This is a genomic window from Brevibacillus porteri, assembly GCF_003013475.1.
Taxonomy (GTDB): Bacteria; Bacillota; Bacilli; order Brevibacillales; family Brevibacillaceae; genus Brevibacillus; species Brevibacillus porteri.
Genome location: NZ_PXZO01000026.1, coordinates 66,851 through 92,927, shown reverse-complemented (window position 1 = coordinate 92,927; position 26,077 = coordinate 66,851). Strand labels below are relative to the sequence as shown.

Genomic DNA, 26,077 nt, shown 5'->3' with positions numbered 1-26,077 from the left:
TCACTCCCTCCTACTCGATTACCTACCTAATTACAACCTCTTATCGTCAATGCTATTTAAAAATTGTTCAATCTCGCCAATCACTGATGGGATACTGTCGCCCTCAAATGGAGAATACAGCTTCGCCACTTGTACCAGTTCGAGGAATGACTTACTGCCTCCTTCGCGGCAAAGCGTCAAATAATCCTCCCAAGCTTGCTTTGGCTCAGATTGAGATCGTTTCCAAAATTGGAACGCGCAAATCTGGGCCAGTGTGTAGTCGATGTAATAGAAGGGACTTTGAAAAATATGCGTTTGTTGCTGCCAGAACCCGCCATCCTCCAGATACTCATTCTGTGCGTAATTGCGATGCGGGAGGTACTTGCGCTCAATTTCACGCCAAGCCTGTTTGCGCTCTCCTGGGGTCATATCTGGGTGCTCGTAGACAACATGCTGGAACTCATCAACAGACACGCCGTACGGAATGAACTGGAGTCCACTACTCAGATGAGAGAATTTGTATTTATCGGTATCTTCTTTGAAAAAATGCTCCATCCATGGCCAGGTCAAAAACTCCATGCTCATTGAATGTATTTCACACGCCTCGTAAGTAGGGAAATGATATTCAGGGACCTCAAAATCTCGGCTTACATACACCTGAAACGCATGTCCTGCCTCGTGCGTAAGTACGTCAATATCACCGGATGTACCATTAAAATTGGCGAAAATAAAGGGGAGCCTGTATTGGCTGATGTATTCACAGTAGCCGCCAGTAGCCTTTCCTTTTTTGCTCAATAGATCTAAACAGTCATTGTCCAGCATGAAGTTGTAAAATTCGTCTGTTTCAGGTGACAACTCGGCATACATCTTTTTCCCGTTTTCCACAATCCATTCCGGCGGGCCTTTCGGGCTCGGATTCCCTGTAGCGAAATCAAAGGAAAGATCGTAATACTCAAGTGTATCGACACCAATGCGCTGGCGCTGACGTTCAACGAGCTTTGATGCTACTGGAACGATGTGCGCAAGCACTTGTTGGCGGAAACTGGCTACCATTTCGGCGTTGTAATCAGAACGGTTCATACGTGCATAGCCTAGCTCCACAAAGCTATTGAAGCCGAGTTTTTTGGCAATGCGTGTGCGTACCTTGACGAGAGTATCGTAAATGCGATCAAATTCGTCCGTATTTTGCCGCATATAATCATACTTCGCTTCATTAGCGCGTTTGCGCATGTCTCTATCCTTCGCGATTGTAAAAGGAATCATCTCTGAAAGGTTTCGCTCTTCTCCTTCAAACATGATTTTGGCAGAAGCTTTCAGAGCTACATATTGACTAGCCAAACGATTTTCTTCCTGCAAATCAGTGATAACTTCTGGCGAAAATGTACGGAGTGTGCTCTCAGCGATGCGAAACAGCTGTGCTCCCCATTTTTCTTCCAAGTCAGCGCGGAAGGGAGAATCGACGATTGCCTGATAGTAGCGGGAAACGATTCCGGTATACAAAGGAGTTGCTTCATCCCAATAGTCCTGCTCTGCTTTGTAGTAAGGATCTTCTGTATTGATCGTGTGGCGGATTTGTGCGACATTCCGCGCAGATTCCACTTCTTGTCGCAGTTTGTTCAATTGAGCCATGATCGTATCTTGCTCAGGGAAGCTTGCAGCATGTTGAAACGCTTCCAATAATTGAGTGAATTGTCCTTCAACTTTGTCCATATCCATGCGCTCATACTGAATTTGTGAGAACTTCACGGACGTCCACCTCTTTTGTTCGGAGTATGTATTCAAAATCATCTTACCAGAAAATGCAAGATATCGCCTTCATATTCGTATATGTTGATGAAAAGTGGTGTTTTTATTAAGAAACCGTTATAATGAATCAAGCTGAAAATAAGCGAAATCGGCTATAGCAATAAGGAAAGCCGGGTTTTCTAGTGGCTTGATTGATATGCAGCATGCACAATCGCCGGAGAACGAACAGTGGAAAGTGAGGAATACCAATGCTGCTTACTACTATAAATGATCCTCAAGACTTGAAAAAGTGCACGCAACCGCAGCTACATACATTGGCATCCGAGATCCGTCAGTTTCTAATCGAGACGCTATCGAAAACAGGTGGTCATCTCGCGCCGAATCTGGGAGTCGTCGAGCTGACGCTAGCGCTGCACTATGTTTTTGACAGTCCCAAGGACAAGCTGATCTGGGATGTCGGACATCAAGCATACGTACATAAAATGCTGACAGGACGCCGGGAGATGTTTCCGACCTTGCGTCAGTATAAAGGTCTGTGTGGGTTCCCCAAAATGGTGGAAAGCCCGCATGACGTCTGGGAAACCGGACATAGCAGTACGTCTTTGTCTGCCGCAATGGGGATGGCGACTGCACGGGACTTGAAAAAGGAAAAGAATCATGTCATTGCAGTCATCGGTGACGGTGCGCTGACAGGTGGTATGGCTCTGGAGGCCTTGAACCACATCGGTCATGAGCGTAAGAATGTCATCGTTGTGTTAAATGATAACGAAATGTCCATCGCGCCAAACGTTGGGGCCTTGCATAACTACTTGGGGAAAATTCGCTCGACGGAAAACTATCAATGGGCGAAGGATGAAGTCGAAGGATTGTTGAAATCCATTCCTGCTGTAGGGGGCAAATTGGCTCACATGGCTGAACGCTTCAAGGACAGCATGAAGTACTTGCTCGTATCTGGCGTTCTCTTCGAAGAGCTCGGCTTTACGTATATTGGCCCAATCGACGGACATAACATGGAGCTGTTGCTCGATACATTAAAGACAGCCAAGCATACAAAAGGCCCTGTTTTGATTCATGCCATCACGAAAAAAGGACTAGGCTATGCGCCAGCTGAAGCCGACTCAGTCAAGTGGCATGGTATCGGTACGTATAAAATCGAGTCAGGTGATACACCGAAATCTGCACCAACGTATACGTCTGTTTTTGCGGAAACGATGATGAAGCTCGCAGATGAAGACAATTCGATCGTGGCTGTTACCCCTGCGATGCCAGCGGGTTCAGGCTTGATCCCATTTGGACAGAAGTACCCTGACAGACTGTTTGACGTTGGGATTGCAGAGCAGCACGCATGTACATTTGCGGCAGGATTAGCGACACAAGGCTTGAAGCCGGTCTTTGCGATTTATTCGACCTTTTTGCAAAGAGCCTATGATCAGCTGGTCCACGATGTCGCGCGTCAAAAACTCAATGTGATTTTCGCTGTTGACCGTGCTGGGCTCGTCGGAGCAGACGGGGAGACACACCAAGGGATGTACGATGTGGCATTCATGCGCATCATTCCAAATATGGTCATTATGGCACCGAAGGATGAAAATGAGCTGCGTCACATGATGAAGACAGCAGTGGAATATAAAGACGGTCCGATCTCTTATCGTTATCCGCGATTGCCGATTCGTGGCGTCAAAATGGATGATGATCTGCAAGTGCTGCCAATCGGAAAAGCGGAGATTGTACGAGAAGGCAAACACGTGGCGATCCTCTCGTTCGGTCACGTATTTGAAATTGCTGAGGCGGCTGTCAATCAGCTTCAAGAAGAAGGAATCAAACCGATGCTGGTCAATGCACGTTTTTGCAAGCCTCTGGACGAAGAGCTTTTGTACCGTCTGGCGAAGGAAGGCTACGATATCATTACGGTCGAAGAGGGTTGTGAAATGGGCGGATTCGGCAGCGCTGTCATAGAATGCTACAATCGTGCAGGCTATCACGGCATGAATGTACAGGTTGTCGCGGTACCTGATTATTTTGTTGAGCATGGAAGTGTGAAAGAACAGCGGCAAGAGGTAGGGCTCACAGCTGATAATATCGCTGCTCGTGTCCGATCCTTGATGCCAATTTCGAAGGGCGTAGTGGAAGCATGAGTGTAAGAAAAGAACGGGTTGATGTTCTCTTGGTCGAGAGAGGCCATTATGAGACCAGAGAAAAAGCAAAAGCAGCCGTAATGGCAGGCCTTGTGCAAGTAGCTGGCGAGCGCTGTGACAAGCCGGGAACCAAATTTGCCGAGGATGTTGCGATTACGGTGAAGGGCGAGGTACACCCGTATGTGAGTCGGGGTGGCCTCAAGTTGGAAAAGGCATTGCGTGTCTTTGAGATCGACATGAAGGATCGTGTCATGATGGACATCGGGGCCTCTACGGGCGGATTTACGGACTGTGCGCTGCAAAACGGTGCGCGACTTGTATACGCTATTGATGTCGGGTACGGACAGCTCGCGTGGACCTTGCGACAGGATGAACGAGTGGTCGTCATGGAACGGACAAATTTCCGTCATATGGACCCGGAAGCTTTTGAACATGAACGTCCAAACGCGGCATCGATTGACGTATCGTTTATTTCATTGCGATTGATTTTGCCGGTGTTGTACCGTTTTCTGCTCGATGGCGGTGACGTCGTTGCGCTAGTTAAGCCTCAATTTGAAGCCGGCAAGGATAGAGTCGGAAAGAATGGAATCGTCCGTGATCCAGAAGTACACGAGAGCGTACTGACTGACATCGGTCAGTTTGCCAGTGGATTGGGTTTCGCGCTAAAGGGCTTGGACTACTCTCCAATTACAGGGGGAGAAGGAAACATTGAATTTGTTATGCATGTCCAAAAAAGTGAGGGCGGCATGGATTCGGAAGCATGGTTGCAATGCGTAACAGAGGTAGTTGCCTCTGCACATGCGAATTTGAAATAGGATAAAAAACCAAAGCCTCGGGAGTTTTGTCACAATCGAGGCTTTTTATTTATGCATGTGAAGTTGTATACTTGAATATGAGGTTGTTCAAGAAGGATTTCCAACCAACCAGTTTTGGGGTGGACCACGTGAAGAAAATTGGAATCATAGCGAACAAAGGAAAACCTGAAGCACGTATCGTTGCACGGGAACTGTTGTATTTACTTGAGGACAGAGGGGCGCACGTATTCCTGGATGAACATGTCGCATCAGATGTAGGGCATCCAGAACTGGGCGCATCTGTAGAAGAGATGGGGAAGCAGGCGGATTTGGTTTGTGTATTAGGGGGCGATGGCACGCTACTCAGAATTGCTCGCCAGCTTGCCGGTCACTCGATCCCAATATTTGGAATTAATTTAGGCACGTTAGGCTTTTTGTCGGAAGCGGAACCGGAGCATCTGCCTCAGGCTGTAGACAATCTCCTTTCTGGAAAGTACGACATTGAAAAGAGAGCGATGCTGGAAGCTTGTTTGGTGCGAAAAGGAACCACGCTGGGGACATACACGGCCATGAATGACATAGGGATTGCAAAAGGGTCATTTTGCCGAATCATTCAATGTGCGGTCTTTCTGGATGATGAGTACGTCGCGACGTTCAGCGGAGATGGTGTCATTGTCTCTACGCCAACAGGATCAACGGCATACTCACTCTCTGCAGGCGGCCCTATAGTGGCGCCCAATGTGGACATGCTATTACTGACGCCAGTGGCTCCTCATTCCTTGACGGCCCGGCCAATGGTACTGTCAGGCAATCAAACGATCCGGGTCGAAGTAGATGCCATTCATCAAGAGATGGGACTGTCCATAGACGGGCAGTTTGGTTATCGACTCGAGGGCGGCGATCAGATTTACATTAAAAAGTCACCGTGTGTTACCCCGCTGATTAAGTGGAAAAAAGGTGGCTTTTTCGAAGCAATACGAACGAAATTACAAGGGGAATGGGAGTAATCCATATGAACAAAGGGCAACGACATATTCGAATTCGGGATATCATCAGCAATCAAGAGGTGGAAACACAGGATGATCTGGTGGACCGCTTGCGGATTGCTGGCTTTAACGTAACGCAAGCGACTGTATCCCGAGACATCAAGGAACTACACTTGGTAAAAGTGCCGCTCCCCGATGGACGATATAAGTATTCAATGCCTGCTGAACAAAAATTCAATCCACTGCAAAAGCTGAAACGCATGCTTGTGGATTCCTTTATTAGCATTGACCAAGCTGATCATTTTATTGTACTGAAGACACTTTCGGGACATGCGAATGCGGTAGCTGAACTGATTGACAACCTTCCGTGGGAAGAAATCATGGGGACAATCAGTGGCGACAACACCATCCTGATTATTTGCCGTTCCAAAGAAAATACCAATGAAGTGACGAAACGCTTAATGGAAATGTTGTAGAAGGTGGTCGCTTGCGATGCTAGTGGAACTCTCGATCCGAAATTTTGCCATCATCAAATCAGTGACAGTCTCTTTCCAAAAAGGCTTAAACATCCTCACAGGTGAGACTGGTGCCGGTAAATCCATCATTATCGATGCGCTAGGACTGTTGTTAGGAGGCCGGGCTTCGGCTGATTTTGTCCGATACGGTGAGCCGCGTGCAGAAGTGGAAGGGCTGTTTGAATTGCCGCCTGGTCACCCTGGACTTGACGTTTGTAAGAATGTCGGTGTCCAGATTGAGCAAGACGGCATGCTCGTAGTACGCCGAGATATATCGAATCAAGGGAAGAGTATCATCCGAATGAATGGCCAGCTCGTAACTCTCGCTATGCTGCGTGAGTTAGGGCCATGGCTGGTTACGGTGCATGGACAACACGATACGCATATGCTAATGCAGTCAGACAAGCATATCAATTGGCTCGATGCATATGGGGAGGGCGCTTTGGGATCTGCGAAGCAAGAGTACGGTACGCTGTATGCTGCCTACCGTAAAACAAAGCAAGATCTGGAGCGTATGGCGCGTAATGATCGGGAGCTGGTACAGCGCATCGATCTATTGCAATATCAGCTGGATGAAATTGAGGCGGCAACACTCACGCCTGGCGAAGACGAGAAGCTCATGCAGCAGCGGAAAAAATGGATGAACATTGAAAAAGTTTATTCAACGATTCAAGATGCATACCGCGCATTGCATGGTGACCAAAAAGGCATGGATTGGTTAGGGCATGCGATGGGAGAGCTTGAACGTGGTGTGAACTACGAAGAACAGCTCGTTCCGATTTTGGAGATGGTCCAATCGGCATACTACCAGATAGAAGATGTGGTACATAACCTTCGTCAATTGTCTTACCAAATGGATTTTGAACCGGAGCAGCTGGCAGAAGTAGAACGCCGTCTTGATCAAATACAGTCGTTAAAACGCAAGTATGGCAAAAGTGTAGACGATATTTTGGAGTACGCTGCCACGATTCAGGATGAATTGGATGACATGCATCACTACGAAGACCGCCTCCAGCAGGTGGATAAGCAATTGCAGGAGTTTGCAGCCGATTTGGCAGTGGAGGCATTGGAGTTGTCGGTTATTCGTTCCGAATGTGCAGGAAAACTCGCACAAGAAATCGAGCAGCAGCTAAAAGAACTGCACATGGAGAGGGCTCGTTTTGCCATCGACGTCAGACAGACGCCGGATGATGACGGGGTAGAAATCGACGGAATCAAGCGCTTCGTAGATGCGAACGGAATGGATCAGATCGAGTTTTTAATCTCACCTAACCCGGGTGAGCCATTACGTCCATTGGCGAAGATTGCTTCCGGCGGGGAGCTGTCACGCGTCATGCTGGCCATCAAAACGATTTTGGCGGGCACGGATCAAGTGGAGACCCTTATTTTTGATGAAGTCGACACGGGTGTAAGCGGAAGAGCCGCTCAAGCGATAGCAGAAAAACTCGCCCGAGTCGCACGGCAGCGCCAAGTCCTGTGCATTACGCACCTGCCCCAGGTCGCATCCATGGCAGACGCGCATTTTCTGATCAAAAAGGAAATGAGCGAGAATGAAACGGAGACGCGGGTGCATCGTTTGTCTGATGATGAACGGGTAACGGAGCTGGCTCGCATGCTAAGCGGGGCAGAGGTAACAGCGAAAACAGAAGAACATGCACGCGAGATGATCCTTCTCGGCCGTGAACGAAAGACTGTCAGCTAATTTTAGTTGGCAGTCTTTTTTTCGTTGATAAGAGTGCAGCAATGCCCTCCCAAGGTCTTGGTGAAGCTTGGTTTTCTAATGTTCAGAGTGGGTTATTTTCCTGACATAATCCGCTTGGCTGGTGGCAACATTAAAGGTACACAAGGTGGAGGTGTCCCTCATGACCGCTTGCGGTCAATCAAAACGGACCTGACCGTTTTGTTTTGTAGGTGTAGGTAGGGAACGGTAGGAGTGATTACTGGTGATCCGACAAAACAAAAGAAAATGGATGGGAAGTCTCCTTCTCCTCATCACGGCGCTTGTCGTGAGTTCCACCCCGTTCCGCGATCTGTCCTCCTTTCCCCGTGAATTGCGTTTGATGGAAGGGTCCCTCGAGCAACTGCGGGTCTCTGTGCCGGTAATGGGCACGCTAATCAATAGCAATCCTGATATTTTGCACGTTAACGGGACAGAGGCGCGTGAGGTATCCGTTGATTTGAGCAGGCCTATGTCCGTTGAACCGCGTAGGGCTGGGGAAGCCCAATTGCAGGTGAAGTGGCATAACATTCCGCTGACTGCTGTAAAAGTAAATGTATTGCCAGATCTGCGGTTGTACCCTGGTGGACAGTCAATCGGGGTGAAGCTGCAAACAGCGGGTGTTTTGGTTGTCGGTCATCATTTAGTTGACAATGGTAAAAACAAGTTTTCTCCAGGTGAACAGGCAGGTATACACGTCGGTGACATGATTATCAAAATGAACGACATGTACATCAATGACATGAACGACGTAAAGAAATTGATTAACGAAACGGGGAAAAAGAATCATTCCGTTCAATTGCTTGTCGTTCGTGGCAAGGAAAAGCTTTCGCTCACTTTGCACCCGGCAAAAGACAAAAAAGACAGTGAATACCGTATGGGTCTCTATATTCGGGATTCAGCGGCAGGAGTAGGGACACTGACCTTTTATGATCCGAATTCCAAAGCGTACGGGGCATTAGGGCACGTCATTTCCGACGTTGATACTGGTCAAGCCATTGTCGTAGGAGATGGCCAGATCGTGCAAGCAAGTGTCACATCGATTGAAAAAGGACAAAGTGGCAACCCAGGGGAGAAATTTGCGCGTTTCTACAATGAAAGTGAAGTTCTCGGAAATATAACCAAAAACACCCCTTTTGGCATTTTCGGCAAAATGAAGGACGAGCCTAAACGCAGTTATTACCAGGAGCCGTTACCAATCGCTCTTGCTGAGCAGGTAGAGGAAGGGCCAGCCAAAATTCTTACTGTCGTGGAAGGCCAGAAGGTAGAAGAGTTCGATATTGAGATCGCAAACGTGGTCAAGCAGCATTTTCCTGCAACCAAAGGGATGATTATTAAAGTCACGGACAAACGCCTTTTGGAAAAGACAGGTGGCATCGTACAGGGGATGAGCGGCAGTCCCATCATTCAAAAAGGCAAGATCGTCGGTGCCGTCACGCACGTGTTTGTCAATGATCCTACTTCGGGATACGGCTGCTACATTGAGTGGATGCTTCAGGATGCTGGTGTGAATGTGCGAGGTACTGCCGAATCTCGAACCAATACAACCAAAGCTGCCTGAATGAAGTGCCGTCACGCGAACGAAGCGAGGCGGCTTTTTCGATTTTTGCAGTCCTTTGACGAATCGCTTGGAAATGAATGGATTCTTTGTCGAAATATCAGTTAAATCATTCAATCTTTCGTCATTGGCAGGAATGGAATTTGCTTTGTCGAATAATTTTTGTAGAGAAAAGATGGTATGGACTAATCCTTTTAGATTTGTTAACCCCTAGAACGCCACCTTCTTTCCAAAAGACCGTCCATTGTTAGGAGGAACGACCTTGAGCAAGATTGAAGTGTTGTTGGCAGATGATAACCGTGAATTTGTAAATCTGTTGGAAGAGTACATCAGTAGCCAGTATGACATGAATGTTGTAGGTGTTGCTTACAACGGCAATGAGGTAGTTCGACTGCTGCAGGAACGTGTACCCGATGTATTGATTTTGGATATCATCATGCCACATCTGGATGGCTTGGCTGTTTTGGAGCAAATTCAGGCCATGCGCTTAAGTCCTCAACCTAAAATTATCATGTTGACTGCTTTCGGGCAGGAAGAAATTACGAAGAAAGCAGTAGAGCTGGGAGCAGCATACTACATTTTGAAACCGTTTGATATGGAGGTGCTGGCACAGCGCATCCGTCAAATCATTACAACAAAACCTGCCTCTTCTTTTGTTTCTTCTGTGAAACCACAAGCTACCTTGCAAATCCGCGGACGAAATTTGGACGCGAGTATCACCAGCATCATTCATGAGATTGGAGTTCCTGCTCATATCAAAGGTTATTTGTATTTGCGGGAAGCGATTACAATGGTATACAACGATGTCGAGCTGCTCGGTTCGATTACCAAAGTTCTGTATCCGGACATTGCCAAGAAATTCAATACAACCGCTAGTCGCGTAGAACGTGCGATCCGCCATGCGATAGAAGTAGCGTGGTCCCGTGGTAATTTGGACTCCATCTCCAGCTTGTTTGGTTATACGATTTCCAACACCAAGGCGAAGCCGACCAACAGTGAGTTCATTGCCATGGTGGCGGACAAGCTGCGGATTGAGGCGAAGATTAGCTAGGGTGTAGTCGTAGCCAAAAGTAATGGATAAGAAAATAACCAATACAAAGGACACTAGCTATTGTTAGTGTCTTTTTGTATGGATAACAATCGCTCACAATGCTTGTGCAAATGTAGGCTTCTCATTCCGCAGACAGCTTCAAGGCTTTATCGCAGTTTGTGGGAAAATTAGGTATAATAGGAAAAGGTATTTTAAAATAAAATACGAGATCCCGAGGTGCAAAATGGAAAATCAAATAGAGCAATGCCCAAAATGTGGTTGTAGTGAGATTGGAAAAGGGAAGCAAGCTCCGCAGGCGGGAGTATTTCCCTTAGGTAAGTTTATTCCTATTAGTTCTGAAATCATTCATAGAATCTGTACACATTGTGGCTATGTGATTGAAAGTTATGTTGAAAACCCATCTAAATTTAAAGGTTAATACTGATTACGTAGGTTTTATTGATTTAGAACTATTTCTGTCGGAGATAAAAATAAATGAGCAAACTACGCCATTGAGGGAAAAGAGATCGCCAATACAGGTATAGCTTGTGAAACCTGTCTTTTTTATGCCGACGATTTCCAACCAATTAAATCAAGGGATAAATCAACTAGACCAAGATTTCATGTCTGATTTATACTGTCTCATTCCCAATGGTCATTAGAGTGGATGTAAAAGAAACACCAACAGCGTTGAGTATTTCTTTCCTAGATATAAAATATCTGTTAAATCATTTTGACGAGGTATGGGTTTATAGTCATTTTTTATTGGATGGTCATCACAAAATGTTTGCGGCAAATAAAGCAAAAAAAGCGATGACCCTATTATCCTTTTTATCGATGGATGAGTCATTCGCCAGTAAGAAACAAATAGATAAACTTTTCCAAGTATTAACATGATGAATTGACTAATGAACTTAGACGAGTCTCGGCGCAAGAAGTAAGCCAAGGGATCACTTCGATGTTTCTGTCGCTGGTGTAGTAGGTAGTTGCTTAGAGCTTGCTGCGGAAGCATTTTTATATTCAAAGACCATTTCGGTGGTACTACTCAATCCAGCTTGTTCCAAACCTTTACTCGTCAAGGCAATTCTGCCAAATGCCGTAACAGTAGGAGGAATCATTCCATCTGGTTTGATAATTGACACTGAAATGGAGTTAACTTCCTCTTTCTTGTCTTTGGCTAAGGTCCGAGTATTTTCCACGAGAGCACGTAATTCCTTTTCATCATTTGACTCGGTTGACAAAGCAACGAACCACATTCCAGTACCTTCGTCAAATCGATCGATGGCTAATACATAGGCAGGTAACGGTACTTCAGGTGTGTTTGCCGTTTCACTACATGCTGGGAGGATTAATGCTAGTGTAAGTATTAAGGCTAGTCTAAATTTCAATCTGCAACTCTCCTAATTGTGTTTTTAGTGATTTTACCAAAGTTAGTAAATTTATACTATAACTAAAAAAGGACTCTTTCCGGAGGAACTGAATCAATGTGCCTAGAACTATTCGTCATGATAAAAGAAACACCAGGATTTGCACCTAAGCCGCTACTTTCCCCTTATGTTTTGACAGGCAAACTGTCACGGGAAAGAAGCTCTGATTTATTCAAGTATTTTCCGAAAAAACAGGCATGGTGGCTGACAACCGAAGAGGGCTGCGCTTGCAGATTTAGCATTTCCAAGCATCCTGATAAAGTAAAACTCGGGATGTACCCAGAAGAGGAGAGACCTCGTCATTATCAAAGATACGTAGAGGACTATCAAAAAAGCATGGCCAGAATGATGCATCTACGTGCTTGGTGCGAGGAGCTACTTGATCACGACAAGACGCAAGTTGAACTGTATGGTCTATGGATAGGTGAGAAATTCATGAAAAGAGAACCAATTTACTCGACGATTGAGAACCTCTTTTCACCAAAAAAATTTCGTTTAGACGAGCAACATTACATCCTGACAAAATGAGCTACTTGATAAGAAACTGCCACAGTCACTTGCGAGATTTTGATTCTCCTATGTAAAATAGAAAAGCATACGATACAAACACATACTACAAAGAGCGAGGCAGGTGCTGTGAAAGTGCGCAATTTAGATGAAATTCTCGCATTTAACCGTGAATTTGTGGCGAGCCATGAATATGAAAAATACCAAACAACCAAGTTTCCTGATAAACGTCTGGTCGTGCTCTCTTGTATGGATACCCGTTTGGTTGAACTGCTGCCGAAAGCCATGAATATGCGAAATGGGGATATTAAGCACGTAAAAAGCGCCGGGGCAATCGTGTCCCATCCTTTTGGGAGTATCATGCGTAGCATTCTGATTGCGATCTACGAATTGAATGCCGAAGAAGTGATGGTCGTCGGGCATTATGACTGCGGGATGAGTGCGATAGACAGCAAACGCACGATGGAGAAGATGCTGGAGCGAGGAGTCTCGGCTCAAACGTTTTCCACGCTTCAACATGCAGGGATTAACTTACATAAATGGCTGCACGGATTCGATCGTGTAGAAGAAAGTGTGAAAAATAGCGTAGAAACGATTAAAAATCACCCGCTCCTCCCACCGAATGTGGAGGTACATGGTTTACTCATTGACCCGGTTACCGGAAGATTGGACGTTGTCGTGAATGGGTATGAGGCGAACGGAAAACAGTGAATGATCCTAACCTTGCCCCCATTTCGCGGAAAACATTTCTCCATAAAGTCACGAAATGGGTAGGTGGAGTAGTTGGTCTCGGTGTAGCGACTGGCGTGTACGGTCATGTCTGGGAGCGAAAAGCTCTTGAGATTGTGCGATTGTCCATCACGATACCGGGATTACCCGAAACCTTTAAGGGAACAAAGCTTATTCACTTCAGTGATGTCCATCTCGGTCATTATTTTGAACCAAAAGACTTACAACCCGTCATAGATTTGATCCAGAGCGAAAAACCGGATTTGATTTGCTTCACAGGGGATATCGTAGATGAAGTGACGCGACCTCTATTCGCCGCTGTTCCCCTTTTCAATCAGCTCCTAGCCCCATTAGGCAAATTCGCCGTTTTGGGCAATCACGATTATCGAGCTGGTGAACAACAAAAAGTTCGAGATGGCTTAGTCGCGTCTGGATTCGAAGTGTTGGATAATCGGCACGTTGTCGTGCACAAAGATGGCCAACAGTTATACATGGCGGGGGTCGATGATGTTTTCTATGGAGTACCTGATCTTCCGCGGGCGTTGGAAAATATCCCGCCGGAGGGCAGCGTGATCTTGTTGGTGCACGAGCCTGATTTTGCTGATATTGCGTCAGAGCATCCCGTGCATCTCCAACTGTCCGGCCACAGCCATGGCGGACAAGTGCGCTTGCCCTTCATTGGTCATCTCTTGGCGCCGCAATACGGGCGTAAATATGTACAAGGACTGTATCAGGTAGGTGGCATGGCTGTGTACACTAACAGAGGGTTGGGTACGACGATCTTGCCTGTTCGTTTATTTTGCCGCCCGGAGCTTACGGTACTAACACTACAGTAAACTTTGTTAATAATGTTCTTTGATCCATTGGACGAATTGCTGGAAAGCATCGTCCTCTTTTTTTGGATGCAGGTAGGCGATGAGTGTGGGGCGTACTAATTCGCTGTTTGCGATATCGTAGGCGACCAATCTTCCGGTCGCTAGCTCTTGTTGTATGGTTCTTTCCGGAAGGATCGTGATCCCTAGCTGACGTTCGACCATTTTTTTAACAGCATTGAAGCTGTCCAATTCCATAATAATATTCGGAAAAACTCCCTGCTGCGCCAGATAGCGGTCAATCCGTTGGCGATAAGGAGCAGTGTGATTCCCGAACACAATCATCTCCTCGGTTCCCCATGCCTGAAAACCAGGAAACCCGTTTGCCCAAGGATGACTTGGTGCCATGACGAGCAGGAGGCGATCGCTGGGAAGGAATTCTTGATGGATATGTGGGTGATACATTTCACTCCCGAGAAAGGCAATATCGGCCGTTCCGGTTAACAGAGCGCTGAGGGACTCCTCGTACAACGTAGAGCGGACGTAGCAGGTAAAGCCTGGATGAGCAATCCGGTACTCCCCGATCAGCCTCGGCAGTTCATAGGCGACAAAAGCTTTTCCAGCGACGATATTCATGGATTGGCGCTGTTCTTTCTCTTGGATAAAGGACCGCATTTGCTCCACGATATTTGTAGCCACTGGTAGTAACCGACGTCCTTCGCCTGTAAGACTCACTCCTGAGGCAGTACGAACAAAAAGCGCACTCCCAACCTGGCGCTCTAACTGCTTCAATCGGTGCGTCAATGTTGATTGCGCCAAAAATAATGCCTGTGCAGCGCGATTAATCGATCCATGACGAGCAATCGTCAAAAATACCTCAAGACTTTCTCGATCCATTGTGAGTTGCCTCCTATTCAAATTCTTGATAACTAGTTATCTGTATTCTATAACAAAGATGACAAACATTGGAATATGATGTAGGCAGGAGGTGTTCCCGATGAAGAATGAGGAGATCAAACAAGCTGTACAAGCGCAATTTGGAAAAAATGCCGAGCAATACGTGCAAAGCAAGACGCATGCAAAGGGCAGCGACCTGGAACTGATGGTGGAGTGGATGCAGCCAGCAGAGAAGTGGCGGGCACTGGATATAGCCACAGGAGGTGGGCACGTAGCGAGGACATTGGCTCCACATGTGAGCTTGGTCGTCGCCACGGATTTGACTCGCCCGATGCTCATGGCGGCGGCTGCGGCCAATGATACAGCACTTGTTCATAATGTGATGTATGTTCAGGCTGATGCAGAATCTCTTCCGTTTCTCGATGAATCATTTGAGATCGTCACATGCCGAATCGCGGCTCATCATTTTCCGGATCCGGCGGCTTTTGTTCGTGAGGTGAGTCGCGTGCTGTCCCCTGGTGGGTTGTTTCTCTTCATCGACAATGTTTCGCCTGAGGAGTCGTCACTCTCGGCATTCATAAATGAAGTAGAGAAAACACGCGATCCCAGTCATGTTCGCTGTCTTTCTGTAAGTGAATGGCGCGCTTTGTTTGAAGCAAACGGCTTGAATCCACAAAAGCAGCAGGAACGCAAAAAAAGGTTTGAGTTTTTACCATGGGTTCAGCGTACTTCCGAATCAGTTGAGCAGGAGGCGGACGTCGAAAAACTGCTGCTAAACGCTACAGACGAACAAAAGGAATATCTCGGGCTTACCACAAAGGAAGGCAAAGTAATGACCCATCAGATTGACGAATGGATGGTTATGTGTAAAAAAAGAGGAGGAAATGAAGACGATGACAACAAAGCATGAATGGATTGGGCTCGATCATGTACAATTAGCAGCACCAGGAGGAACGGAGGACGTAGCCCGCAAGTTTTTCGGTGAGCTTTTGGGAATGCCGGAGGTTCCAAAGCCAGAGAAGCTTCTCGTACGAGGTGGTGTATGGTTTCAATGTGGCGCTCAAATGATTCATATTGGCGTAGAGGAAGGATTCATTCCCGCGAAAAAAGCACATCCGGCGTTCCTTGTGCAAAACATTGGTTCGCTGATGGAGCATCTGCAAGCAAATGAGGTATCGTTTCGGATTGACGAAGAAATTCCTCACCTTATCCGCTTTTTCACAGAGGACCCGTTTGGAAACCGACTGGAGTTTATGGAGGCGAAATAGGAATGACCATTGATTTTCATTCGGAGAAAAACCAGTTGAGCTATACGGGGAGAACCGCTGACGATTCGTGGAGTCAGACGATCCTGTCACTCGTCAATCCTGTGGGAAAAAACGTCGTAGACATCGGTTGTGGTGGTGGAATTTACAGCAAGGCTTGGTCTAGGTTAGGAGCTGCTTCTGTCACAGGGATTGACTTTTCCCAGGTGATGGTAGAAGCGGCGAGAGAGCAATGCGCTGACGATCCGAAGATTTCGTTTGCACAGGGCGATGCCCGCGCAACAGGCTTGCCGAGTCAGTGTGCGGATATTGTATTCGCTCGCGCCTTGATCCATCATTTCCCGGAGCAAGACTTGCAGAAGTTTTTTAAGGAAGTCATCAGGCTCTTGGCACCGGGGGGAATTTGCTTCATACAAGACAGGACGATAGACGATGTCAAAATGCCAGCATCGCCAACTCATTTTCGCGGTTACTTTTTTACCCGGTACCCGCGCTTACTTACGATCGAACAGACACGAAGACCGGATGATACAGCGGTGCAGACCACCATGAAACTCGCGGGGCTTGAACAGGTGAACAAGACAACCCTATGGGAGACAAGACGTGAATACGATAGCTGGTCTGAATTGGAAGCTGACTTGCTTTCAAGAAAAGGCCGCTCCATTCTGCATGAATTGACCGATGCGGAACTGAAGGACCTCATTCACACCATCCATGATCACGTAGCCGGGCAAGAAAAATGGAATGAGCAAGATTGCTGGAGTATATGGATAGGCAACGCAACATGTGGCACAATAAAAGGGGAATAATTGTGAAACTTTTTGTTCACAAATTTGGATATGCTTGTCTCATAATACGTGAAGCTATATAATGGAATTGCCATTGTATTCCGGTTTGCGTCATCATGGTGAAGGAGTTGTCGTTTATGAAACTAGTTTTATTTGACATCCTGATGTTTATCTTCACATTCTTTATTGCTTGGGGCTGTTTGAGTTCCATCAAAGCGAAAAACACATTTGCAATCTTATTTGGCTTTGTATCTTTGATGGTTTTCCTGTTCGCAGATGGTTTGATCATTTACTACCTGGTCAAGGGTGCGTAGATGAAACTGAAAACGCTTCGCTTAAAAAGAGGTTGTGCATTTGATGCACGGCTTCTTTTTTTGCATGTAAGAAGGAAATATTTAGCATACTAAAGGCGGAGGTGGAAACGTGGGCAAACGAAAAAATTCTGTAGCACATTCATACACGGCTGTCGTAGCAGCTGATCTGAAGACGAAGCAGTTGTGCAAACGTCTCCATTCCCATCATATCGCCATCATTGATCATCCGGATGTTGATGAGATAGCAGCACAGTCCTTGCTGGAAAGAGGGGTAAAAGTTGTCCTCAACCTTTCACCATTCATGACGGGGCAATACCCGGCTGAAGGAGCTCGCCAACTTTTAACAAACGGTGTCACACTCTATGAGGTACTGGATGGAGATGTGTCGGATTCGTTCGTGGAATGGGTCGAGGGCAAGTATGCAACGATACGTGAAGAAAATCTGTACATCCTATTGGAAGAGAAGTGGGTCCATGTATGTAGGCTGCAGCAGGTGACGGTTCCAGCTATTTTGAACCGATGGCATGAAGCGCACGATAAGTTGGATGACACGCTCTCATCGTTTATTGACAATACACTTTTGTACGCTAGCAAGGAAAAAGACCTATTTTTGAAACCACTTTGCCATGTGCGATTACATACAAAAATGGAACAGCGACACGTCGTTGCCGTTGTTCGCGGGAAACATTACAGAGAGGATTTACTGACGCTGTCTTCCTACATTCGGGAATATCGACCTGTTTTGATTGGTGTCGATGGCGGTGCAGATGCCCTCATGGAAGCAGGGTATCGTCCAGACCTGATTGTGGGAGATATGGACAGCGTCTCGGACAGAGCGCTCCAAAGCGGAGCGGAGATCGTCGTACATGCTTTTGTGGATGGGACAGCACCTGGAACGATTCGCGTAAAAGCACTCGGTTTGCCTTTTCATGTGTTGCCAGCGCCTGGTACGAGCGAAGATGTGGCGATGCTGTTAGCGTACGAAAACGAGGCTAAACTGATCGTTACGATCGGTGCCCATACCAATATGATTGATTTTCTGGAAAAAGGCCGCAAAGGTATGGCGAGCACGTTATTGGTACGCACGAAGATCGGGACAAAGCTAATTGATGCCAAAGGAGTCAGTCATCTCTATCGGCCGAGCGAGTCATGGAAGCTGTGGGGGTGGTGTATAGTCGCTATGCTTCTCCCTGTTTCAGCCGCGCTCGTCATTAATCCGATCGCCCGTCATGCTGTCCAGATGATTTGGACCCAGTGGCGGACTTGGACTTTATGAACAACGCATTTTCATGGAGGTATACATGATACCCTTCCGCTATCATTTGATTTCACTGGCTGCCATCTTTGTTGCGCTTGGAGTAGGTATCTTGTTAGGAGGGACGGCAGGCCATTCATGGATAACGCAAGGAACAAAAGGCATTCTTTCCAATATGGAAGCAAAGTACGATCGGGCTCTCAAAAGCAACCATGAATTAAGGCAGCAAATGAATCGATTGCTCAAGGAAGTTGCACGTAGCAACCAAGAAGTCGTCCAACTCATGAGCATACGCTATGTGGATGAACTTGCAGGAAGCAAGGTATATGTTTGGCAGGAGGATGGCAACGTAGCTGAACAGATTAAGCAACTGATGCATTCAGTAGGCATGGAAGTGGTTTCGTATCGCGAGGGAAACAGGTGGGAAGATGGGGTGCTTTTGGTGGTAGCAAGGCAAGCCCCGCTTTGGCTACGGGAAAAACAGGCGAATTCCTGGATTCAGGTCGTAGAAGTGCCTGACTCTCCTGCAAAACAATGGGCACTTTTGGAGCAAGTGCAAAATAGATTGGCTGAGAGGAAGGGCTCGCGTGAAAAAAGTTAGCGTCGTCATCCCAGCGTTCAACGAACAGGCTTCTATCGGTGATACACTCCGTGCCATCCGTGAACGCTTTTTTTGTGATGAACTGATCGTCGTTGATGATGGTAGTAAAGATGAGACGGCACACATCGCAAGCAAGTGGGCGGATATGGTGATTCGAGCACCGCGCAATCAAGGGAAAGGTGCAGCTGTTCAACTGGGCTGGAAGTGCGCCAGTGGGGATGTGGTCATGCTTCTCGACGGTGATTTGCGAGACAGCGCAGCAGAAGCTGCACATTTAGTTACGCCGGTGCTACAAGATGTCTGTGATATGGCGGTAGCTGTTCTTCCACCTCCGCAAGTGAAAGCAGGGCTCGGATTAGCAAAAGGCTTGGCCCATCATGGCATTCGGATGTTGACAGGCTTTGAAGCAAAAGCTCCATTATCGGGACAACGGGCAATACGTCGCGAGCTTCTTAACCGATTGGGGTGCCAAGATAAAGGATTCGGCATAGAGGTGGGGCTCACTGTCGATGCTTTGCGGGCAGGGTATCGTGTAGCAGAGGTCCCTGTCTTTTTTTCGCACCGTGAAACGAAAAACGATTGGGCAGGCTTCTGTCATCGAGGAAAAGAGTTTGTCGCGATTAGTCGAACGCTATGCTGGAAATGGTGGGAGGGGCATGAGTGGAAACGAAAAACATGATGTTTATGATGCTTGTCGCGGTCGTTTTTCCGCTGGTGCTTGACCGCCCGCTGCATAAAATCGGTACACAAAAGCTCAAAGCCATGGGGATGAATCGATTCAATTACGATAGAGAGCCAGTATTGACAGCAGGGGGTCTTATCCTCGTATGTTCGAGCGCTATAACCGGGATCGTGCTGATCGGATTCCTTTTGCTCAGAGGGGCCAAAAGCGAGCTTCTCCTGCACGGCTTTTTATTTCTAACAGGTATGATCACAATGGCCTTTTGGGGGTGGCGTGACGATCGCGCATCAGATCGGGATGCAAAAGGCTTTCGTGGACATTTCGGCGTTTTATGGAGAGAGAGGCGAATGACCAGTGGCATGTGGAAGCTGATAGGTGGGACAAGCATGGCTTTTTGTCTTTCCTTCTCTCTTTCGAATTCGTTGTGGGCAGGTATTGTTTCCTTTGGTTTACTTGCTCTCTCCCCCAACATCATTAACTTGTTTGATTTACGGCCTGCAAGGGCGATCAAAGTGTTTTGGGGCCTGACAGCAATTGCAGGGGCCTTTGGCATTTGGACAATAGGAGCCGGTACGGCGATGGCAAACTGGATTTTTTTGATGCCTATCTTCGTGGCGAGTATGCTCATGTTTCCCCATGACGCTGGCGGCAAAATCATGCTCGGAGATACAGGGGCGAATGCCTTGGGCTTTGCAGTAGGCTTTTCCTTGGTCATCGGGACACCGATTTATGTACAGGCGAGTATGCTCGTGCTTTTCTTGTGTCTTCAGGTTACGGCAGAATTTTGCTCGTTTTCCCATGTCATTGAACAGGTTGGTTGGCTCCGACGACTCGATCAATGGGGGAGGGCTACAGAAGCTGAAAATAAAAAAAACCAGACTGGCTCGTCCGGTTTGGTCTAGTCCTCGTCATCAGGTTCAGGAACCATGAAACGGGGCTGTACGCGATTTTTTTTGCGCTCGTGATGGAGAATAAATCCGGCAATAAACCATACAGGGATGGCGAAAGCCAGTATCCCTAGAATGAGTTTTCCCCATAAAAATCCAACATCCGGAGAGGCAGAATAGAAGAATGCGTCACGAATTAACTTGATTCCGTACATGGCGATTGCCGCCGGGATTACCATAATTAAGAGTGCAATGATTTTCTGAAAAACCAAGGGTTTTTCACCCCTTTCTCAAATGCGTAAACGACTTCAACAACTACAATAAGGTCTTTTCATCATATCGGATGCGAACAGCCTTGTCCACCGTACCTGTTGCACACGAACGAGCGCACGTTAGGGAAGAACGCCTGTCCATCAACGATTTGTTGGAGTACAATGGTAACGAGTAAGATCGTAAAGAGGTTGTTCAAAAAGTGAGGGGTCTCTCGCATGCACAAGCTGCTCATCGTTGGTGCGGGACGTGGTGGTACAGCACTCCTGCGGATGCTAAACCAGATGGACCGATTACAAGTCGTGGCTGTGGTCGATCAACGGCCGGACGCTCCAGGCATACTGTTGGCCCAATCATTGGGGATTCCCGCCGATCAAGATTATCGGCCTTATTTGGATGAGGATCTGGATGTCATTTTAGAAGCTACAGGGGACCTGGGGGAGTATGAGCATCTCAGGCAATTAAAGAAAGATAAGACGGTGCTCATCCCTGGAACGTTTACGAGAATCGTCATGAAATTGATTCGGGAACGCGATAAGCTGATTGCAGTCTTGATGCAAAATCAGCGGGAGCGAGAAACGATGCTGAACTCCACTCATGACGCGATTATCGGGGTCAATCGCCAAGGAATTATTACGTTGTTCAACAAAGCTGCAGAGCGATTGATGGGCATCGAGGCGAGTGAAGTGCTGGATACAAAAGTCTCGGAGCGTATACCGAACACTCGGTTACATATTGTATTAAAGACAGGCTCTCCCGAATTGAATCAGGAGCAGGTCTTGCCGAATCAGACGCGGATTATTACAAACCGCGTGCCCGTTCGCAATGATCGAGGAGAAGTTGTCGGAGCCGTTGCCATTTTCCGTGATATTACAGAAATCATGGCGTTGGCAGAAGAAGTGACGAACTTGAAAGATTTGCAGAGCATGCTGCAAGCGATTATTCAATCATCGGACGAGGCGATATCAGTCGTTGATCAATTCGGGAATGGACTTTTGATCAACAAGGCCTACACAAGACTTACGGGCTTTTCGCAAGACGACATCATCGGGAAACCAGCGACGGTAGACATTTCCGAAGGCGATAGCATGCACATGCAAGTCCTGAAAACGAAGAAGGCAGTGAGAGGCGTCCCTATGAAATTAGGACCAAAGCGCAAGGACGTCGTGGTCAATGTTGCACCGGTTGTGGTCGATGGGGAGCTGAAAGGCAGCGTTGGCGTCATTCACGATGTCTCCGAATTCAAGCGCCTGACAGAAGAGCTGGAGAGAGCTCGTCGTATCATCCGCAATTTGGAGGCAAAATATAGCTTTGCAGACATCATTGGCTATAGCGAGCCTATGCAGCAAGCGATCGAGCAAGCCAAAAAAGCGGCGTCAACACCAGCAACTGTCCTCCTTCGTGGGGAATCAGGAACGGGGAAAGAACTGTTTGCCCACGCGATACATAATGCAAGTGAACGAAAATACAACCAATTCATCCGTGTCAATTGTGCAGCGATCTCAGAGAGCCTGCTGGAGAGCGAGCTTTTCGGTTATGAAGAAGGCGCGTTTACAGGCGCGCGTCGAGGAGGAAAGCGGGGGCTGTTTGAGGAAGCGAGCGGTGGAACGATCTTTTTGGACGAGATCGGCGAACTGTCCATGAGCATGCAGGTCATGCTTTTGCGCGTCCTGCAGGAGCGAGAGGTTGTACGAGTGGGTGGAACGAAACCGATCAACATCGATGTTCGCGTCATTGCGGCTACCCATGTGAATCTGGAGGCGGCGATTGGAGCGGGACGTTTCCGTGAAGATCTGTATTATCGTCTCCAGGTCGTGCCGATTCATATCCCTTCACTCAGACAGCGCTTGGAAGATATTAAACCGATTGCTATGCACCTGCTACGAAAAGCCAATCTGGAGTACGGCAGAAATGTAGAAGAACTGCATGAAGAAACATGGCAGATGCTTCTGTCCTATCACTGGCCAGGCAATGTACGCGAGCTAGAGAATGTACTGGGCAGGGCGATGATTCATATGCGGATCAACGAGCGAATCATTTTGCCGGAGCATTTACCCCCACTGGAAAGAAGAATTGTTTCGACCAAAAAGGAAGAGACCCAGCATGAGGGTTCCACGGCTACCTCGTTAAAAGAAGCTGTGGAAAAGGCAGAACGTCAGCACATATTGCGGGAACTAGCAGCAGCCAAAGGCAATCGCACCCTTGCAGCCAAACGCCTCGGAATCGCGATTCGCAGTTTGTACTACAAGATGGAAAAATTGGGCATCATGGATGTGCAGGAAGAGTAACGAAGTAGCTATGCAAAATATTGCACGCAAATATTTGCGCGTATATGCAAAAAAATGCAGACTTGACGTCGGGATACTCATTCCACGTTCTTGCAAATAAAGCGCTTTCATAAGTTTGATTTTATTGGCATGACTTTTGCATATACCTCTTGACGGGAAATTCTCCAAATGGAGCCCACTGTTACGCTAGCTTACCTAAGCGGAAAACGAAAGATACTAGGGAGGTTTCTTCAGTGAACATCTTTGACTACATGCAAAAGTACGATTACGAGCAATTGGTATTTTGCCAAGACGAAAATTCCGGTTTGAAAGCAATCATTTGCATTCATGATACGACATTAGGACCAGCACTCGGCGGTACGCGCATGTGGCCGTATAAAACAGAAGAAGAGGCGATTGTGGACGTACTGCGTCTCGGTCGTGGGATGACTTACAAAAACGCAGCAGCAGGACTGAACATCGGTGGTGGTAAAGCAGTCATCATCGGTGATCCGCGTGAGCACAAGAGCGAAGAGCTGTTCCGTGCTTTCGGTCGCTATATTCAAGGGCTGAATGGTCGTTACATCACAGCTGAGGATGTAGGAACAACGGTAGCAGACATGGATATGATCCACTTGGAAACAGATTTCGTCACAGGCGTTTCTCCAGCATTCGGTTCCAGTGGCAACCCATCCCCAGTAACAGCTTATGGTGTTTACCGTGGAATGAAAGCTGCTGCTAAATTGGCTTACGGTTCTGACTCTCTCTCCGGACGTGTGATCGCCGTACAAGGTGTAGGAAACGTAGCGTACAATCTGTGCCGCCACCTGCATGAAGAAGGCGCGCATTTGATCGTAACGGACATCAATCAAGAAAACGTAGATCGCGCAGTGAACGATTTCGGTGCCAAAGCGGTAGGCGTAAACGAGATCTTTGGTGTAGAGTGCGATATCTTCTCTCCTTGCGCATTGGGTGCAATCATCAACGATGACACCATTCCACTTTTCAAAGCAAAAGTGATCGCAGGGGCAGCTAACAACCAGTTGAAAGAAGAGAGACACGGCGACCAAATTCACGAAATGGGTCTGATCTACGCACCTGACTACGTGATCAATGCTGGTGGAGTAATCAATGTGGCAGATGAGCTGCAAGGCTACAACCGCGAGCGTGCACTGAAAAAAGTAGAAACGATTTATGACAGCATCCTGAAAATTTACGAAATCGCTGAACGTGATGGCATGGCTTCCTACAAAGCTGCTGACCGCATGGCGGAAGAGCGCATTGCAAGTGTTGCGAGATCACGTAATACTTTCCTGCAAAACGGCAAGACTGTTTACAAGCGCTAATCTCGTTTCTTCTATAAATTTCAAACTCCTGTCCGCTCTTCTATGGAGGGCGGTCAGGAATACATAAACCGTTTTCTTTGAATATTCATATTCTCGTAAATACGCAGGTTAGCTTTCCGAATGAAAGGAGAGATCGTGGTGTCTCAAGAGTTTGATTTAGTCGTCCTCGGGGGAGGTACCGGCGGTTATGTAGCGGCAATCCGCGCTTCCCAATTGGGAATGAAGGTAGCAATCGTGGAAAAAGAAAAGCTCGGTGGTACTTGCTTGCACCGTGGTTGCATCCCATCAAAAGCGCTATTGCGCAGTGCAGAAGTATTCTCCACCCTGAAGGAAGCTGACAAATACGGAGTCTCGGCAGGTACTGTAGGCTATGACTTCACAAAAATACAAGAGCGAAAGCAAGGCATTATCGACCAACTTCACAAAGGGATTCAGTACTTGATGAAAAAAGGCAGTATTACTGTCTTCGAAGGCTTTGGAAGAGTAATGGGGCCTTCCATTTTTTCTCCGCAGGCAGGTGCTGTGCGCATTGAAAAGGAGAACGGGGACCAAGAAATGATCGTTCCACGATTCCTTTTGCTGGCAACAGGTTCTCGTCCACGCACACTTCCCGGTTTGGTCATTGACGGTTCATATGTGGTAACAAGCGATGAAGCGTTGCAGTGGGAGCAATTGCCTGCTTCTGTCGTCATCGTTGGTGGCGGTGTCATCGGGATTGAGTGGGCTTCCATGCTCAATGATTTCGGTGTGGAAGTAACTGTTGTGGAGTACGCCGACCGTATTTTGCCGTTTGAGGATGAAGAAGTGAGCAAGGAATTGGCTCGTCTGTTGAAAAAGCGGAAAGTCAACATCGTGACGGGAGCAAAGGTGCTGCCTGAATCGTTGGAAAAAGGGGAAGGCAAAGTCTCTATTCAGGCGGAAGTCAAGGATGGAGTCCAAAACTTTGAAGCCGAAAAGGTACTCGTATCTGTAGGACGCCAAGCGAATGTAGAAAACATCGGTTTGGAAGCAACAGAAATCAAAGTCGAGCGTGGCGTAGTCGTGGTTAATGAATTTTTCCAGACCGCAGAGCCTCATATTTATGCGATTGGTGACATGATTGGCGGTCTGCAATTGGCGCATGTTGCTTCGCATGAAGGAATACTCGCGGTAGAGCACTTGGCTGGACAAAACCCGCACCCGATGGATTACACCAAGGTTCCGAAATGTACGTATAGCAGACCTGAAGTCGCAAATGTCGGACTCACTGAAAAAGAAGCAAAAGAACAAGGCTACGATGTGAAGATCGGCAAGTTCAGCTTTAAGCCGTTGGGCAAAGCACTGATCCACGGTGAGAATGACGGCTTTGTGAAGTTGGTCGTTGATGCCAAGACCAATGATTTGTTAGGGGTTCACATGATCGGTACACATGTGACAGATATGATTTCCGAAGCGGGCTTGGCCCGTGTACTGGATGCGACTCCGTGGGAGATCGGACAGACGATTCACCCGCATCCATCTTTATCAGAAGCAATCATGGAGGCAGCGCAGGCTGTCGACGGAAAAGCGATACACAATTAGCAAGGAGGGT

At 47.4% G+C, this 26,077-nt stretch carries 26 protein-coding genes; 22 read left to right on the top strand and 4 right to left on the bottom strand.

What is annotated here, in order from left to right; all coding sequences use genetic code 11:
- Positions 1 to 30 precede the first annotated feature (30 nt).
- Positions 31 to 1,725, bottom strand: a complete 1,695-nt coding sequence (locus tag C7R92_RS15100; RefSeq protein WP_106834812.1) for a M3 family oligoendopeptidase — start codon at positions 1,723 to 1,725, stop codon at positions 31 to 33.
- Positions 1,726 to 1,973: 248 nt separating this feature from the next.
- On the opposite strand from C7R92_RS15100, the gene dxs reads away from it, so the two are divergent.
- From dxs to C7R92_RS15060, 8 genes are all read left to right on the top strand, one after another.
- Entirely contained in the window at positions 1,974 to 3,860 is a 1,887-nt protein-coding gene (gene dxs, locus C7R92_RS15095; RefSeq protein ID WP_017248014.1) for a 1-deoxy-D-xylulose-5-phosphate synthase, read from the top strand.
- Complete coding sequence (locus C7R92_RS15090; protein ID WP_017248015.1) at positions 3,857 to 4,675, top strand: TlyA family RNA methyltransferase; 819 nt, start codon at positions 3,857 to 3,859, stop codon at positions 4,673 to 4,675. Before dxs ends, C7R92_RS15090 begins: the two co-directional genes overlap by 4 nt.
- Before the next feature lie 128 nt (positions 4,676 to 4,803).
- Positions 4,804 to 5,661, top strand: coding sequence for an NAD(+)/NADH kinase (locus C7R92_RS15085; protein WP_069844630.1), 858 nt, complete (start codon positions 4,804 to 4,806; stop codon positions 5,659 to 5,661).
- Between the two features lie 5 nt (positions 5,662 to 5,666).
- On the top strand, positions 5,667 to 6,116 hold the full coding sequence (ahrC, locus tag C7R92_RS15080; protein WP_017248017.1) for a transcriptional regulator AhrC/ArgR: 450 nt from the start codon (positions 5,667 to 5,669) through the stop codon (positions 6,114 to 6,116).
- Between the two features lie 16 nt (positions 6,117 to 6,132).
- A complete protein-coding gene (gene recN / locus C7R92_RS15075; protein ID WP_106834811.1) occupies positions 6,133 to 7,857 on the top strand; it encodes a DNA repair protein RecN in 1,725 nt (574 codons plus the stop codon).
- Positions 7,858 to 8,098: 241 nt separating this feature from the next.
- Complete coding sequence (spoIVB, locus tag C7R92_RS15070) at positions 8,099 to 9,433, top strand: SpoIVB peptidase (protein WP_069844632.1); 1,335 nt, start codon at positions 8,099 to 8,101, stop codon at positions 9,431 to 9,433.
- Positions 9,434 to 9,692: 259 nt separating this feature from the next.
- Complete coding sequence (gene spo0A, locus C7R92_RS15065) at positions 9,693 to 10,481, top strand: sporulation transcription factor Spo0A (protein ID WP_007720793.1); 789 nt, start codon at positions 9,693 to 9,695, stop codon at positions 10,479 to 10,481.
- Between the two features lie 223 nt (positions 10,482 to 10,704).
- The gene (locus C7R92_RS15060) at positions 10,705 to 10,899 is read left to right on the top strand and encodes a transcription initiation factor TFIIIB (protein ID WP_106834810.1); all 195 of its coding nucleotides are present in this window, start codon (positions 10,705 to 10,707) and stop codon (positions 10,897 to 10,899) included.
- A 511-nt stretch (positions 10,900 to 11,410) separates the two neighbouring features.
- Here the strand turns inward: C7R92_RS15060 and C7R92_RS15050 are convergent.
- Positions 11,411 to 11,848, bottom strand: coding sequence for a hypothetical protein (locus C7R92_RS15050; protein WP_106834809.1), 438 nt, complete (start codon positions 11,846 to 11,848; stop codon positions 11,411 to 11,413).
- 96 nt (positions 11,849 to 11,944) lie between these two features.
- Between C7R92_RS15050 and C7R92_RS15045 the strand changes: the two genes are divergently transcribed.
- The 3 genes from C7R92_RS15045 to C7R92_RS15035 all read left to right on the top strand — a co-directional run bounded on the left by C7R92_RS15045 (position 11,945) and on the right by C7R92_RS15035 (position 13,959).
- Positions 11,945 to 12,415: a hypothetical protein gene (locus tag C7R92_RS15045; protein ID WP_106834808.1), complete on the top strand. Its 471-nt coding sequence runs from the start codon at positions 11,945 to 11,947 to the stop codon at positions 12,413 to 12,415.
- Between the two features lie 114 nt (positions 12,416 to 12,529).
- Complete coding sequence (locus tag C7R92_RS15040; RefSeq protein WP_069845451.1) at positions 12,530 to 13,105, top strand: beta-class carbonic anhydrase; 576 nt, start codon at positions 12,530 to 12,532, stop codon at positions 13,103 to 13,105.
- The gene (locus C7R92_RS15035; RefSeq protein WP_106834807.1) at positions 13,102 to 13,959 is read left to right on the top strand and encodes a metallophosphoesterase; all 858 of its coding nucleotides are present in this window, start codon (positions 13,102 to 13,104) and stop codon (positions 13,957 to 13,959) included. The genes C7R92_RS15040 and C7R92_RS15035 overlap by 4 nt, the downstream gene beginning before the upstream one ends.
- 6 nt (positions 13,960 to 13,965) lie before the next feature.
- Here the strand turns inward: C7R92_RS15035 and C7R92_RS15030 are convergent, their stop codons facing one another.
- A complete protein-coding gene (locus C7R92_RS15030) occupies positions 13,966 to 14,832 on the bottom strand; it encodes a LysR family transcriptional regulator (protein ID WP_106834806.1) in 867 nt (288 codons plus the stop codon).
- Between the two features lie 100 nt (positions 14,833 to 14,932).
- Between C7R92_RS15030 and C7R92_RS15025 the strand changes: the two genes are divergently transcribed.
- The 8 genes from C7R92_RS15025 to C7R92_RS14990 all read left to right on the top strand — a co-directional run bounded on the left by C7R92_RS15025 (position 14,933) and on the right by C7R92_RS14990 (position 20,639).
- Entirely contained in the window at positions 14,933 to 15,742 is an 810-nt protein-coding gene (locus tag C7R92_RS15025; RefSeq protein ID WP_106834805.1) for a class I SAM-dependent methyltransferase, read from the top strand.
- Complete coding sequence (locus C7R92_RS15020; protein ID WP_069844639.1) at positions 15,726 to 16,100, top strand: VOC family protein; 375 nt, start codon at positions 15,726 to 15,728, stop codon at positions 16,098 to 16,100. The genes C7R92_RS15025 and C7R92_RS15020 overlap by 17 nt, the downstream gene beginning before the upstream one ends.
- 2 nt (positions 16,101 to 16,102) lie before the next feature.
- Positions 16,103 to 16,906, top strand: a complete 804-nt coding sequence (locus tag C7R92_RS15015; protein WP_106834804.1) for a class I SAM-dependent methyltransferase — start codon at positions 16,103 to 16,105, stop codon at positions 16,904 to 16,906.
- A gap of 116 nt (positions 16,907 to 17,022) precedes the next feature.
- The gene (locus tag C7R92_RS15010; protein ID WP_017248028.1) at positions 17,023 to 17,199 is read left to right on the top strand and encodes a DUF2759 family protein; all 177 of its coding nucleotides are present in this window, start codon (positions 17,023 to 17,025) and stop codon (positions 17,197 to 17,199) included.
- A 109-nt stretch (positions 17,200 to 17,308) separates the two neighbouring features.
- Positions 17,309 to 18,475: a putative cytokinetic ring protein SteA gene (gene steA / locus C7R92_RS15005; protein WP_106834803.1), complete on the top strand. Its 1,167-nt coding sequence runs from the start codon at positions 17,309 to 17,311 to the stop codon at positions 18,473 to 18,475.
- 25 nt (positions 18,476 to 18,500) lie between these two features.
- Positions 18,501 to 19,055, top strand: a complete 555-nt coding sequence (locus tag C7R92_RS15000) for a copper transporter (protein ID WP_069844642.1) — start codon at positions 18,501 to 18,503, stop codon at positions 19,053 to 19,055.
- Positions 19,042 to 19,734 carry a glycosyltransferase family 2 protein gene (locus tag C7R92_RS14995; protein ID WP_069844643.1) on the top strand — a complete coding sequence of 231 codons (693 nt, stop codon included), beginning with the start codon at positions 19,042 to 19,044 and terminating at the stop codon, positions 19,732 to 19,734. The genes C7R92_RS15000 and C7R92_RS14995 overlap by 14 nt, the downstream gene beginning before the upstream one ends.
- Complete coding sequence (locus tag C7R92_RS14990) at positions 19,716 to 20,639, top strand: MraY family glycosyltransferase (RefSeq protein WP_244195752.1); 924 nt, start codon at positions 19,716 to 19,718, stop codon at positions 20,637 to 20,639. The genes C7R92_RS14995 and C7R92_RS14990 overlap by 19 nt, the downstream gene beginning before the upstream one ends.
- Here C7R92_RS14990 and C7R92_RS14985 read toward each other — a convergent pair.
- Entirely contained in the window at positions 20,636 to 20,896 is a 261-nt protein-coding gene (locus C7R92_RS14985; RefSeq protein ID WP_007720834.1) for a DUF2627 domain-containing protein, read from the bottom strand. The genes C7R92_RS14990 and C7R92_RS14985 overlap by 4 nt on opposite strands.
- A gap of 216 nt (positions 20,897 to 21,112) precedes the next feature.
- On the opposite strand from C7R92_RS14985, the gene C7R92_RS14980 reads away from it, so the two are divergent.
- The 3 genes from C7R92_RS14980 to lpdA all read left to right on the top strand — a co-directional run bounded on the left by C7R92_RS14980 (position 21,113) and on the right by lpdA (position 26,067).
- Complete coding sequence (locus C7R92_RS14980) at positions 21,113 to 23,182, top strand: sigma 54-interacting transcriptional regulator (protein ID WP_069844644.1); 2,070 nt, start codon at positions 21,113 to 21,115, stop codon at positions 23,180 to 23,182.
- Positions 23,183 to 23,415: 233 nt separating this feature from the next.
- Positions 23,416 to 24,507, top strand: a complete 1,092-nt coding sequence (locus C7R92_RS14975; protein WP_017248034.1) for a Glu/Leu/Phe/Val dehydrogenase dimerization domain-containing protein — start codon at positions 23,416 to 23,418, stop codon at positions 24,505 to 24,507.
- A gap of 138 nt (positions 24,508 to 24,645) precedes the next feature.
- Positions 24,646 to 26,067 carry a dihydrolipoyl dehydrogenase gene (lpdA, locus tag C7R92_RS14970; protein WP_106834802.1) on the top strand — a complete coding sequence of 474 codons (1,422 nt, stop codon included), beginning with the start codon at positions 24,646 to 24,648 and terminating at the stop codon, positions 26,065 to 26,067.
- Positions 26,068 to 26,077: the final 10 nt, after the last annotated feature.

Bases quoted from the DNA above. Each gene is read 5' to 3' on its own strand.
- dxs (WP_017248014.1), top strand. From the start codon at position 1,974: ATGCTGCTTACTACTATAAATGATCCTCAAGACTTGAAAAAGTGCACG.
- C7R92_RS15045 (WP_106834808.1), top strand. From the start codon at position 11,945: ATGTGCCTAGAACTATTCGTCATGATAAAAGAAACACCAGGATTTGCA.
- C7R92_RS15090 (WP_017248015.1), top strand. From the start codon at position 3,857: ATGAGTGTAAGAAAAGAACGGGTTGATGTTCTCTTGGTCGAGAGAGGC.
- recN (WP_106834811.1), top strand. From the start codon at position 6,133: ATGCTAGTGGAACTCTCGATCCGAAATTTTGCCATCATCAAATCAGTG.
- C7R92_RS15060 (WP_106834810.1), top strand. From the start codon at position 10,705: ATGGAAAATCAAATAGAGCAATGCCCAAAATGTGGTTGTAGTGAGATT.
- ahrC (WP_017248017.1), top strand. From the start codon at position 5,667: ATGAACAAAGGGCAACGACATATTCGAATTCGGGATATCATCAGCAAT.
- C7R92_RS14980 (WP_069844644.1), top strand. From the start codon at position 21,113: ATGCACAAGCTGCTCATCGTTGGTGCGGGACGTGGTGGTACAGCACTC.
- C7R92_RS15000 (WP_069844642.1), top strand. From the start codon at position 18,501: ATGATACCCTTCCGCTATCATTTGATTTCACTGGCTGCCATCTTTGTT.
- C7R92_RS15030 (WP_106834806.1), bottom strand. From the start codon at position 14,832: ATGGATCGAGAAAGTCTTGAGGTATTTTTGACGATTGCTCGTCATGGA.
- C7R92_RS15015 (WP_106834804.1), top strand. From the start codon at position 16,103: ATGACCATTGATTTTCATTCGGAGAAAAACCAGTTGAGCTATACGGGG.
- C7R92_RS15010 (WP_017248028.1), top strand. From the start codon at position 17,023: ATGAAACTAGTTTTATTTGACATCCTGATGTTTATCTTCACATTCTTT.
- C7R92_RS15020 (WP_069844639.1), top strand. From the start codon at position 15,726: ATGACAACAAAGCATGAATGGATTGGGCTCGATCATGTACAATTAGCA.
- C7R92_RS15025 (WP_106834805.1), top strand. From the start codon at position 14,933: ATGAAGAATGAGGAGATCAAACAAGCTGTACAAGCGCAATTTGGAAAA.